Genomic DNA, 13,399 nt, shown 5'->3' on the forward strand with positions numbered 1-13,399 from the left:
ATTCGAAGAAATTTGGAAGGAGAAATATAAATGAAAAGATTATTCACATCAGAATCAGTTACTGAAGGACATCCAGATAAAATTTGTGACCAAATATCAGATTCAGTATTAGATGCTATATTAGAAAAAGATCCACATGCTAGAGTTGCTTGTGAAACATGCACAACAACAGGTATGGTAATGGTTATGGGAGAAATAACAACTAATTGTTATGTTGATATTCCTAAAGTTGTTAGAGAAACAATAAGAGAAATAGGATATGATAGAGCAAAATATGGATTTGACTGTGATACTTGTTCAGTAATGACTGCTATAGATGAGCAATCATCAGATATAGCTATGGGAGTTGATGAAGCTCTTGAATCAAGACAAGGTGAAAAAGATGAAGTTGAAGCAGTAGGTGCCGGAGACCAAGGTATGATGTTTGGTTATGCTACAAACGAAACAGAAGAATTTATGCCAGCTCCAATAGCTATGGCTCATAGATTATCAAGAAGACTTACAGAAGTAAGAAAAAATGGTACATTAGAGTACTTAAGACCAGATGGAAAAACTCAAGTTACAGTTGAGTATGAACATGATAAACCAAAGAGAATAGATGCTATAGTTATCTCAACTCAACATGGTGAAGAAGTAACTTTAGAACAAATCCAAGAAGATTTAAGAAGACATGTTATTGACTACGTGATTCCAGCTGAATTACTAGATGAAAATACTAAGTATTATATAAATCCAACAGGAAGATTCGTTGTTGGTGGACCACAAGGAGATAGTGGATTAACAGGAAGAAAAATAATTGTTGATACATACGGTGGAATGGGAAGACACGGTGGTGGAGCATTCTCAGGAAAAGATCCAACTAAGGTTGATAGATCAGCAGCTTATGCAGCAAGATGGGTTGCTAAGAATTTAGTAGCAGCAGGAGTAGCTGATAAGTTAGAAATTCAATTAGCTTATGCAATTGGAGTTGCTAAGCCAGTATCAATTCAAATAGATACATTTGGAACTGGAAAAGTTGATGAAGCTACTATAGTTAATATAGTAGAAAAAGTATTTGATTTAAGACCAGGAGCTATAATAAGAGATCTTGATCTTAGAAGACCAATATACAAGCAAACAGCAGCTTATGGACATTTTGGTAGAACAGATGCTAATTTACCATGGGAACAATTAAATAAAGTTGAAGAAATTAAAGCTTTATTATAATAAAAGATAAAAAATAAAAAGAAAGATACCTAAAATTAGGTATCTTTCTTTTTGGCTTTTAATAATATTAAATGTATATATTGGAAGAATTTATATATATATATTTGTCGATTGTGTGAGAATATGATATAATTCAGTAAAATTCATATATTTTTCACAATATTCATATGGATTTTACGTTTAATTATATATTTTCGGGGGGAAACGTATGCAAATAATAAGTTATTTAATTTCTGGAGTTTTAATAGCTCTTGGGAATTATTTTTTGTTTGAAAAGAACAAAAGAGTTTTAACTACTGTAAAGGAATTCATAATATACGTGATATCATTCAATATAATATCACTAAGTATATTAAAATTTATTTTGAAAAAAACTTATGTGCTTAAAGCTTCTACATACACAACTGCATTTTCTGTTAAATATATTATTTTTACATTATTTTTAGGGATAATATATTTAGTTATAAAAAGAATTATTAAATCAAAATATAGTTACTTTGTATTAGAAACAGATAAAAAGGGTTGGAAGATAGTAGCAATTAAAGTAGTATCAGTTATATTCGTTGGAATAGGATCATTCTTTTTCTTCTTTTCAAAATGGTTTATTGATTATTTTGGAAATATTACACCAGAACAATTTTTATTTAACTTAAATTCACCTATTAAGGGTACAAGTTCTGATATGTATGCAGAAATTATGATGACACCAGTATTTTCAATTGTAGTTAGTATTGTAATATTCTTAATAATAATAAATTTTAGTTATGATTTATTTATAAATGTAAAAAATACTAAGAAAAAAATACTAAGCCAAAAAAGTTTAAGGGTAATAACATTTATAATTTCGATTGTATGTCTTGTAGGTGGAATAGTATATGGAGTGAAGAAGTTAAGTTTAGTTGAAGTATATAAAACATTTGTTTCAGATTCAAGTTATATCAAAGATAATTATACCGATCCACGTAACGTGAAAATGTCATTTCCAGAAAAGAAAAGAAATTTAATTCATATATACTTGGAGTCTGTAGAAAACACATATTTTTCTAAAGATCTAGGTGGTTATATGGATGTAAATCTAATGCCAGAGCTAGCAGAGCTATCTAAGGAAGGTATTCATTTCTCAGAATCTAATAAATTTGGAGGACCATATCAAACCTATGGATCAAGTTGGTCAGTAGCATCTATGATTAATATGGGTACAGGACTTCCGCTTAAAGTACCTATGGGTGGTAATTCTTATGGAAAGTCAGGTAGCTTCCTACCGGGTGCTGTTAGTATAGGAGATATTTTAAAAGCACAAGGATATGAGCAAACAATAATGTTTGGTGCAGATGCTGATTTTGGTGGATTAACTACTTATTTTACTACACATGGTAATTTTAATATTTTTGACTATAAAGCAGCAAAAGAGAAAAAATTAATACCACAAGATTATGATGTATGGTGGGGATTTGAAGATGACAAGTTATATGAGTATGCTAAAGATGAGATAACACGTTTATCTAAGACTGGAAAACCATTTAATTTCACCATGGAAACTGCGGATACTCATTTCCCTGATGGTTATTTATCTAAAAATGCAGCTAAGAAATATGATTCCCAATATGCAAATGTTATTGCTTATTCAACAAAAGAAGCAGTAAAGTTTATAAAATGGATTCAAGAGCAACCATTTTATAAAGATACTACTATTGTAGTAACAGGGGATCATTTAAGTATGGATAAGGAATTCTTTAAGGATTTTGATAAGTCATATCATAGAACAGTATTTAATTTAATACTTAATTCACCAGTAGCAACTGATAGAGTAAATAATAGAAAATTCTCACCTGTTGATATGTATCCAACTATTTTAGCTAGTATGGGTATAGAAATTGAAGGGGATAGATTAGGGCTTGGAACAAATTTATTCTCAGATGAAGATACATTAATTGAAAGAGATGGATTAAAAACAGTTGATAAGGGATTTGGAGATAAGAGCAACTTCTTTAATAATACATTTATTTCTGAAAAGATGAATAGTACGTTTAATAATACGTTAGTAACTGAAAGAAAGAATGATAAATAATAAAATTCAATAAATAATCAAGAATAAAAGAGTCTAGATATATATCTAGGCTCTTTTTGCAATTAATTGAATTAATAAAGCTTTATCGCCCATAGATTTTTGTTTTCTAATAATATTTTCATCAGGTTTTACACATAATATTATAATATTCACATCATCCTCTTATAACTATTAAAATTTTATATAAAATTACTATGTATTTAAAGTAAAATAATAAATCGATGGTTATGATTGGAAATGGCTGAGTATGATTGGAATTTGAAATAAATTGATTATAAATGAATGAAAATGATTGACTTTGAATTTAAAATAGTATATTATATAGACAAGAGGTGATGTAAATGTTATCAGAAGAGAGGTTTGAAAGAATATTAGAAATTCTAAAAAATAATAATACAGTAACGGTAACAGAACTAGTTGATGAGTTAGATACATCAGAATCTACTATTAGAAGAGATTTAAATTATTTAGATAAACAAAAAAAATTAAAGAAAATTCATGGTGGAGCTAAGGCTTTAAAAACCATTTACGATGGTAAAGATGATGAAGTAGTAATAAGACAAGCTCTTAATGTTAAAGATAAGCTAAGTATAGCAAAATATGCAGCTAAATTAATAAAAGAAAATGATTGTGTTTATATAGATGCAGGTACAACTACTGAGTTAATGATAGATTATATAACTGAAAATAATGCAATTTATATTACAAATGGGATTGCACATGCAAAAAAGCTAATTCAAAAAAAATGTAATGTATATATTTTAGGTGGAGAGCTTAAGCTAGCAACAGAAGCTATTGTTGGTATAGAGGCTATTGATAGTTTAAAAAAATATAATTTTACTAAAGGTTTTTTTGGAACAAATGGAATTCATAAAGACTCAGGTTTTACAACTCCAGATATACAAGAAGCATTAGTCAAAAGAGAAGCTTTCAATAAGAGTAATGAGGCTTATATATTAGCAGATGAATCAAAGTTTGATCATATAGCGGCAATAACGTTTGCGGATATAGATAAAGGAATAATAATAACTACAGAATTAGAAGATAAAGATATTAAAAAATATACGGAAATATTGGAGGTTAACAAAAGATGATATATACAATGACATTTAATCCTTCATTAGATTATATAGTAAAGGTTAAAGAATTTAATTTAGGAGCAGTAAATAGAACTTATGCAGAAGAAATTTTTGCAGGAGGAAAAGGAATAAATGTATCTACTGTTCTTGGAAATTTAGGAATAGAGAATAAAGCTTTCGGATTTATAGCTGGATTTACTGGGGATGAAATAGAAAAGAGAGTAGTCAATTCAGGTTGTACAGCTGATTTCATAAAACTGAAAAGTGGAAGTTCAAGAATAAATGTTAAGCTTAAAAGCAAAGAAGAGAGTGAAATAAATGGTCAGGGGCCAGTCATAGATAAAGAAGGAATAGATAGTTTATATAAAAAATTAGATCAATTAAAAGATGGAGATGTGTTAGTTTTAGCGGGTAGTATACCAAACACATTACCTGAAAATATGTATGAAAATATTATTAAATATTTAAATAATAAAAATATTAAATTTATAGTTGATGCAACTAAAAATTTACTTATTAATGTATTAAAGTATAACCCATTTTTAATAAAACCAAACAATCATGAACTCGAAGAAATATTTGAAGTTAAATTAAATGGAGAAGATGACATAATAAAATATGCCAAAAAGCTTCAAGATATGGGAGCTTTAAATGTTCTAATTTCATTAGCTGGAGATGGTGCAATACTACTTACAGAGGATGGAGAAGTATTAAAAAGTAAAGCGCCAAAAGGAGAGGTTAAAAATTCAGTTGGTGCTGGAGACTCAATGGTTGCGGGTTTTATAGCAGGATACATTAAAGAAAAGAACTATAAATATGCGCTAAAGCTTGGAATAGCAACAGGAAGTGCAAGTGCTTTCTCAGAGGATTTAGCCACAAAAGAAAAAATAGAAGAGATACTTCTTCAATTAACTTAGGATTGGGAGGAAAATTTATGCGTATAACAGATCTTTTAAAAGAACAAGGTATTGAATTAAATTCAAAAGTAAGTAATAAAGCTGAAGCCATAGACAAATTAGTAGATCTTATGGATCAAGCTGGAAATTTAAATAATAAAGAAGAATATAAAGAAGCTGTACTTAAAAGAGAAGAGCTAAGCACAACAGGTATCGGTGATGGAATAGCTATACCACATGGTAAATCAAAGGGTGTAAAAAAGGCAGGACTTAGTTCTATAGTTGTAAAAGAAGGTTTGGATTTTGATGCTTTAGATGGTCAAGATGTTAAACTATTCTTTATGATTGCAGCTCCAGAAGAAGCTAACAATCTTCATCTTGAAGTATTAGCAAGATTATCAACAATATTAATGGATGAAGAATTTAGAAATAAGCTTATAAATGCATCAAGTAAAAAAGAGTTCTTAAAGCTTATTGATGATAAAGAAACTGAAAAGTTTGATAAAGAAGAAGAGAAAGAAGAGAATGGATACAGAGTATTAGCAGTTACAGCATGTCCTACAGGTATAGCTCATACTTACATGGCAGCAGAAGCCTTAGAAGAAAAAGGTAAAGAAATGGGTGTTACTATAAAGGTTGAAACTAATGGGTCAGGTGGAGCTAAAAATGTTTTAACTAAAGAAGAAATAGATAATGCTGAATGTATAATAATTGCAGCAGATAAAAATGTAAAGATGGATAGATTTGATGGCAAAAGATTAATAAAGACTAAGGTTGCAAATGGTATACATAAGTCACAAGAACTTATTGAAGAAGCAACTAGTGGAAAGGCTCCAATCTATCACTCTGATGGATCAAGTGAAGATGGAAATGAAGAGATTGAAAAAGAAGGCGTTGGACATCAAATATATAAGCACTTAATGAATGGTGTATCACACATGTTACCATTTGTTATAGGTGGGGGTATATTAATTGCATTAGCATTCTTATTCGATGACTATAGTATAAATCCTGCAAACTTTGGTATGAATACACCATTTGCAGCATTCTTAAAGACAGTTGGTGGAACAGCATTTGGATTCATGTTACCAGTACTTGCTGGATACATTGCAATGAGTATTGGCGATAGACCAGCCCTTGCAGTAGGTTTTGTTGGCGGTATGCTTGCAAACGAAGGTGGTTCAGGATTCTTAGGTGCATTACTTGCTGGATTTATAGCAGGATATGTAGTAGTATTCTTAAAGAAAATATTCAGTAAGTTACCAGAAGATTTAGAAGGTTTAAAACCAGTTTTATTATATCCTTTCTTTGGTATATTAATAATTGGTGCGATTATAATATTTGTAATAAATCCACCAGTGTCAGCGCTTAATTTAGGATTAACTAATGTATTAAATTCAATGGGTGAAAGTAGTAAAGTATTACTTGGTATAGTTCTTGGTGGTATGATGGCAATTGATATGGGAGGTCCTATCAATAAAGCAGCATATGTATTTGGTACAGCAGGCCTTGCTAGTGGTCAATTTGATATGATGGCTGCAGTTATGATAGGTGGTATGGTTCCACCACTTTCAATAGCTTTATGTACAACATTCTTCAAAAATAGATTTACTAAAAGAGAAAGACAATCAGGTATTACAAACTATATAATGGGATTATCATTTATAACAGAAGGCGCAATACCATTTGCAGCAGCAGATCCACTTAGAGTAATACCAGCTTGTGCTATCGGGTCAGCAGTAGCTGGAGGACTGTCAATGTTCTTTAGATGTACATTAAGAGCTCCACATGGTGGAATCTTTGTAGTACCTGTTATAGGAAATCCATTATGGTTCCTAGTAGCTTTAGTTGCAGGCTCAATTGTAGGTATGATATTACTTGCAATATTAAAGAAACCAATAAAAGAAGCAAAATAAGAATTAATAAAGAGATGCTAAAATTTTAGCATCTCTTTTCATATTTTTAATTAATCAAATATTGTAACAAAGTTATTATTGTTTTTGCCTTCAAAGCACATCTCTATTTGTTCCTTTGTATTTCTTCCAGTTGAAAGCTCAGGAAGATTTTCTAAAGAGAAGAATCCACTTTCTTCAGTTTCTATATTTTCTTCAAAAGAACCATCTATAAGATCACAAAGAACGAAAACCTTATATACTCCATAAGGATAAGGCTTTAAGCTATATTTACTTTTATCAAGTACAGCAATTAATCTTTGGGGCTTAATATTTACACCGGCTTCTTCTTTGCTTTCTTTTATAGCATTTTCTTTTATAGATAAATCTACCTCAGCCCATCCACCAGGAAGTGACCATTTATTATCAATACTTTCTTTGACTAATAATATTTTATTATTCTTAAAGATAGCAGATCTAACATCAACCTTAGGCGTCTGATATCCTATTTCATTACAAAATAAATCTTTTACTTTATCCTTTGGAATATCGGTATATTCCCTTAATATTTCACAAGATAAATCTCTTATTTCCTCAAATCTTTCTATATCATATTTATCTTTAGAATATTCAATTCCAGCTTGGGCTATTGATTGAAGTCTTTTAGCCCAAGATAACCACTTTTCTTCCATAAAAGCACCTCTTAAAATAGTATAAATGCTCAATGAGTATTTTCATTGAGCATTTATATAAAATTTATAATAAAAAATATTTTGATTTATTTTTAAGCTTCGTGTACAAGCTTTCCGTTAACTATAACTTTCTTTACATTAATATCTTCATCAAATATAACTAAATCTGCATCGTAACCCTCTTTAATCAGTCCTTTTCTATCTTCAACCTTACAATGCTTAGCGCCATTATAAGAAGCCATTTTAACAACTTCATTTAATGGGTAATCTGAGTTGTTATAAACATTTCTTACTGCCTTATCAAGAGTTAAGATTGAACCTGCAAGTGAACCAGACTTAATTCTAGCAGCTCCATTTTCAACATTTACTTCTTGACCACCTAGTGAATAAACACCATTTGGCATTCCGCAGGCCATCATAGCATCAGTTATTAAAAGTACTTTATCAGTTCCTTTTTGCTTATAAGCAACTCTAAGAGCTGGATAAGCTATATGAATGCCATCTGAAATAGTTTCAGTTGTTATATCTGAATCAAATGTAGCACCAACAACACCAGGAGCTCTATGAGTAAATGGTGTCATAGCGTTATATAAATGTGTTGAATGTGAGCATCCACATTTAATTCCATCTATAGCTTCTTCATAAGTAGCTTTAGTATGTCCGATTGAACAAACTACACCTTTATCACTTAAGTATTTAATAAGTTCTTTTGCACCCTCTACTTCTGGTGCAATAGTTATTGAAACTACAGCATCTTCACAATTACCAACCATTTTATTATAAGTATCAATTGAAGGAGCTTCTAAGAAGTTAGGATTTTGAGCACCAATAGCACTTGGGCTTATAAATGGACCTTCAAGATGAGCACCTAATACGTTTGCACCATCTGTACCATTAATTTTAGCTTCTTTTATAGCACCCATAGATTTTCTAATATCTTCTACAGCAACAGTCATTGTTGTTGGAGTAAAGGAAGTTGTACCAAACTTACAAATTGTTTTAGCAATTTCATTTATAGCTTCATATGTTCCATCCATAGTGTCATGACCTCCAGCACCATGTATATGAACATCAATAAATCCTGGTGAAAGATACATACCCTCAGCATCAATTACTTCTGAATCTTGAACATTTTTAGGATTTATTTCTTTAATTTTACCATTCTCAACTAAAATTGATCCCTTTTCAATTCTATCAAGAAAAATTATATTACAGTTTTTTATTAACATATATAGCACCTCCATAAATTTATAGCCTCAATTTAAGCTACATAAGAATTATATGTTTAACCTTCTATGATATAATTATATAATATATAGTCAAGAATAAAAATAACTAAGTAAGATTTGGAGAGATAGTATGGAAAACATTATTGGCTTTGTTGAAGCTATTGTTTTTAGAAGTGATGATACTGGGTATACAGTTTCAAAAATAAATGTAAATAAAGAAACAATTACAGCCGTTGGAACAGTTCCTTTTATGAAGGATGGCCAAAATGTAAAATTAAAAGGAGAATGGATTGTTCATAAGCAGTTTGGACAACAATTTAAAATAGAAGAATTTGAGGAGATACTTCCAACATCGGTAGATGCAATAGAGAAGTATCTAAGTGCAGGAATAATATATGGTATTGGTCCTGTAACAGCCAAAAAGATAGTAGATCATTTTGGTGAAGAAACTTTTGATATTATGGAAAATCATATAGAGAGACTTATGGAAGTCGATGGAATAGGAAAGAAAAAGTTTGGAATAATATATGAGTCATACATAGAACAAAAAGACTTAAAAGATATAATAATCTTCTTTCAATCTCATGGAGTTAGTAACAATCAATGTTTAAAGATATATAAAAAGTTTGGGCCAGATGCTAAAAATATAGTTTCAGAGAATCCGTACATATTATGCAAAGAAATATCAGGAATAGGGTTTAAAACGGCAGATAAGATAGCAATGAGTTTAGGGGTAGAGGCAATATCTCCATTTAGAATAAAAAGTGGTATAGAATATGTTATAAATGGATTTTGTGCAGCTGGTAATACATATATGCCGAAGGATAAACTTATAAGTGATGCTTGTGAAACCTTAATGGTAGATTCTAAAATTGTAGAAGAAAATATTTATAATTCAGTTTTAGAAGGGAGAATTATAGCTGAAAAGATACAGGATGAAGATGCTGTATTTACTCTTCCATATTATTACTGTGAACTTGGAATAACGAATAAAATAATAACATTAGGTATAGAAAATTTCCAAACTATAAATACGGATGTGCCTTATGAAATAGAGTTATTTGAAAAGAGATATGATATAAAGCTTGCAGAATCTCAAAAGGATGCAATACTTGCAGCTTTCTCAGAAGGGATAGAAATTATAACTGGTGGGCCGGGAACTGGTAAAACAACAATAATAAAGTGTATTATTGACATATATGAAAAAAATGGTATGAAGGTTTTACTTGGAGCACCAACAGGAAGAGCTGCAAAGCGTATGAGTGAATCTACAGGAAGAGAAGCTAAAACCATACATAGATTATTAGATATGGGAGTTTCAAGCGATGAAGATGATAAATCATTATTTGGAAAAAGTGAGTCAGAACCATTAGAAGCAGATGTAGTAATTATTGATGAAGCATCAATGATAGATATTTTATTAATGCACAATCTATTAAAGGCTATAAAACTTGGTACAAGAATAATAATAGTTGGAGATGTGGATCAATTACCATCAGTGGGACCAGGAAATGTACTTAAAGATTTGATAAACAGTTCCTTAATAAAAGTTGTTAGATTGAAAGAAATATTTAGACAAGGTGCTGAAAGTTTAATTACAGTTAATGCACATAGAATTAATAGTGGTGAAATGCCATATCTTAATAAAAAGGGAAATGACTTTTACTTTATAAAAGAAGAAGATATAGATGGTATATTAACTACAATAATAGATTTAATAAATAGAAGATTACCTAAGTTTAATAAAGATTGGGATAAGTTAAGAGATATACAAGTGCTTACGCCTATGAGAAAAGGTACTCTTGGAGTTCTTAATATGAACGAAAGTATTCAAGCAGTATTAAATCCACCTGCAACCTATAAGAAAGAAAAACAAGTAAAAGAGATGACATTTAGAGAAGGAGATAAAGTTATGCAAACTAAAAATAACTATTCTCTTAAATGGACTAGAGTATCAGGTGAAGGTGATGATGAAGGCGTTGGGGTATTTAATGGAGATATGGGCTTTATACAAAGCATAGATGAAGAACAGAAGATTATAACTGTTATATTTGATGATGAAAGAAAAGTTCATTATGATTATGTATACTTAGATGAATTAGAACTTGCATATGCTATAACGATTCATAAAAGTCAAGGAAGTGAATTTAAGGTTATTATAGTTCCTGCTTTTATGGGATCACCATTCCTTATGAATAGAAATCTTCTATATACAGGAATAACAAGAGCTAAGAAATTAGTAGTAGTTGTCGGAATGCCTAAGGCGCTTAAATACATGGTAAGTAATACTAAAAGTATGGAGAGATACTCGGCACTACAATATAGAATAAAGGATATTATACAAAATGATATTATAGATAATTAGAATTAGGAGTGGGTTATTTGGTTAATTCAACTGATAGAGAATTTAGTTATTTAAATAAAAAGATAAGAAATTATCTAGATAATGAAGAGGCTATGCTAACTATTTTAGGAAAGCCTCTTCAAAGTAATGAAATACTTTATGATGTAGTTAAAGATATTATATGTAATAGAAATGGAAGTGTTCTATATATATGGGGAAATTCTAATGTTGATAAAGATCTTATTTATTATATAAATAAAAATAGTAAATATTATGCATATACTAGAGAAGATATAGTAGATAAGAAACTTGTATTTATGAATTGTAGGTATTTATATAATATAAATAAAAATTATGATCTTATTATAATAGATGATATATCATCATATTCAAAATTATCAAAAGAGACTTTTAAAAGTGTATATGATAAATTAAAAAGATATTCTAAAAAGATAATATTATATTCTTCAATAAATTATAATGAACATGCAAATACAATAAATATGTTGAATTTAGAAGATATAAATATGCTTACAGAGCCTAGAGTTATGACAACTAGGATAGACTTAAGATACGATATTCCATATTTCTTATATGAGTATATATTATGGTTTAAAAATAACAATAAAAACGTAATAACCTATGTACCTTACCTTAAGGATATAGATACAATATATGACTATTATAGAAAAAGAATTGATTTAAAAGGCGTTAAATTATTAAAGTCAACTGATGAAAAGTTAAATAATAATGTATTTAAATTTAAAGATAAGTCAATATTTCTAATAACAAATAAAATAGGAGAGGTATTAGAGACTCCAAATGTAGATGGAATTATAGTATTATCAGCAGACGACAAAAGTATAGATTATAAGAAAATATTGTTTATGTGCAGTAAGGTTTGCAAAAGAGATAATGAATTCTCAGAAGTTATTTTAGTTTGTCATGAAGAAACGGAAAATATAGAAAAGGCAAGGGAAGTAACTAGGAGTTTTAATAAAAGGCTATGGGAAGAAGGATATTTAAGTTATTAGATTATTTAAAAGAAAGTGTACTACAAATACTTTTTTCATATCCATCCACTTGCATAATATGCCAGGAAGAAGAGGAAGAGGGAATATGTAAAAGTTGTCTAAGAAGTATAAAGCTCTGCACAGAGGATGAATATTATGGGTACTATAAAGGTGCTCTTAAAGAATTGATTCATCTATTTAAATTTAAGAAGGACTTTTTAGCTGGTGAAATACTAGTAGATATGCTTGAGACAAAGATATCTAATATCAGTAAAGAGTATATTTTAACATATATACCTATAGGCAAAAAATCAAAAAAGACAAGAGGCTTTAATCAATGCGAATATATTGCAAAACTTCTTTCTAAGCGGCTAGATCTAAATTATATGGAGACATTAATTAAATCAAAAGAAACAAAAACTCAAAAGGAATTAAGCAAAAATGAAAGACGAGAGAACATAAAAGATTCATTTTCTATAAGAGACAAATGTGATATAAAAGGAAAAAAATTCATATTAATTGATGATGTTGTTACAACAGGGGCAACCATAGAGGAAGGAATTAAAATTTTAAAAGAAAATGGTGCAAAAAAAATAAAAATATTGACTATTGCTAAAAGTCGTATATAATATTAATGTAAAGTTAGGTCTGTGGTTGAAAGTCGATGCCAGTCGCAGGCGAAACGATCCACATAAGCTAGGCAAAGATTCTAGTGAGCATGGTGCGGTATAGAGGTAAGTCCTACCAGGTAATAAAACTTGAGAGGGTTAGTAGTGAGAGGGTAATTCCGGGTAGCGAAATCTCCAGTAGGCGAGTGTGGGGGCAAAAACCAGGTCAGCTAACTTTTCAAAAAAAGACACTAAAAATTTAGTGTCTTTTTTTGCATTTAGTTAAAATTATATACAAAAACTAAATTTTCAGTAAATTCAGAAAATAGACTTGCCTTTTATTATGAAGAGGAGTACAATATATTTAACAAA

General features: G+C 29.7%; 10 protein-coding genes. 8 read left to right on the top strand and 2 right to left on the bottom strand.

The genetic code is table 11. The annotated features are described in order from the left end of the window. Positions 1-30 precede the first annotated feature (30 nt). From metK to K5V21_RS09855, 5 genes are all read left to right on the top strand, one after another. The gene (gene metK / locus K5V21_RS09835; protein ID WP_221861105.1) at positions 31-1,206 is read left to right on the top strand and encodes a methionine adenosyltransferase; all 1,176 of its coding nucleotides are present in this window, start codon (positions 31-33) and stop codon (positions 1,204-1,206) included. A gap of 208 nt (positions 1,207-1,414) precedes the next feature. Beyond that, entirely contained in the window at positions 1,415-3,274 is a 1,860-nt protein-coding gene (locus K5V21_RS09840; protein WP_221861106.1) for an LTA synthase family protein, read from the top strand. A gap of 341 nt (positions 3,275-3,615) precedes the next feature. After that, positions 3,616-4,368 carry a DeoR/GlpR family DNA-binding transcription regulator gene (locus K5V21_RS09845; RefSeq protein ID WP_221861107.1) on the top strand — a complete coding sequence of 251 codons (753 nt, stop codon included), beginning with the start codon at positions 3,616-3,618 and terminating at the stop codon, positions 4,366-4,368. Beyond that, on the top strand, positions 4,365-5,270 hold the full coding sequence (gene pfkB / locus K5V21_RS09850; RefSeq protein WP_221861108.1) for a 1-phosphofructokinase: 906 nt from the start codon (positions 4,365-4,367) through the stop codon (positions 5,268-5,270). Before K5V21_RS09845 ends, pfkB begins: the two co-directional genes overlap by 4 nt. A 17-nt stretch (positions 5,271-5,287) precedes the next feature. Continuing rightward, positions 5,288-7,165 (top strand): PTS fructose transporter subunit IIABC, encoded by a 1,878-nt coding sequence (locus tag K5V21_RS09855; RefSeq protein WP_221861109.1) that lies wholly within the window; start codon positions 5,288-5,290, stop codon positions 7,163-7,165. Between the two features lie 50 nt (positions 7,166-7,215). On the opposite strand, the gene K5V21_RS09860 is transcribed toward K5V21_RS09855, so the two are convergent. Continuing rightward, positions 7,216-7,833 (bottom strand): NUDIX hydrolase N-terminal domain-containing protein, encoded by a 618-nt coding sequence (locus K5V21_RS09860; RefSeq protein ID WP_221861110.1) that lies wholly within the window; start codon positions 7,831-7,833, stop codon positions 7,216-7,218. A 92-nt stretch (positions 7,834-7,925) separates the two neighbouring features. Then, on the bottom strand, positions 7,926-9,062 hold the full coding sequence (gene nagA, locus K5V21_RS09865) for an N-acetylglucosamine-6-phosphate deacetylase (RefSeq protein ID WP_221861111.1): 1,137 nt from the start codon (positions 9,060-9,062) through the stop codon (positions 7,926-7,928). A gap of 130 nt (positions 9,063-9,192) precedes the next feature. Here nagA and recD2 point away from each other — a divergent pair, with 130 nt between their 5' ends. From recD2 to K5V21_RS09880, 3 genes are read left to right on the top strand one after another with little or no spacing between them, the layout of a single operon-like run. Next, positions 9,193-11,427: an SF1B family DNA helicase RecD2 gene (gene recD2, locus K5V21_RS09870; protein WP_221861112.1), complete on the top strand. Its 2,235-nt coding sequence runs from the start codon at positions 9,193-9,195 to the stop codon at positions 11,425-11,427. A 17-nt stretch (positions 11,428-11,444) separates the two neighbouring features. Further along, a complete protein-coding gene (locus K5V21_RS09875; RefSeq protein WP_221861113.1) occupies positions 11,445-12,440 on the top strand; it encodes a hypothetical protein in 996 nt (331 codons plus the stop codon). Further along, positions 12,413-13,048 carry a ComF family protein gene (locus K5V21_RS09880; RefSeq protein ID WP_221861114.1) on the top strand — a complete coding sequence of 212 codons (636 nt, stop codon included), beginning with the start codon at positions 12,413-12,415 and terminating at the stop codon, positions 13,046-13,048. The genes K5V21_RS09875 and K5V21_RS09880 overlap by 28 nt, the downstream gene beginning before the upstream one ends. The last annotated feature ends 351 nt before the right edge of the window (positions 13,049-13,399 follow it).

This window comes from Clostridium sardiniense, from assembly GCF_019753795.1.
GTDB classification, from domain to species: Bacteria; Bacillota; Clostridia; order Clostridiales; family Clostridiaceae; genus Clostridium; species Clostridium sardiniense.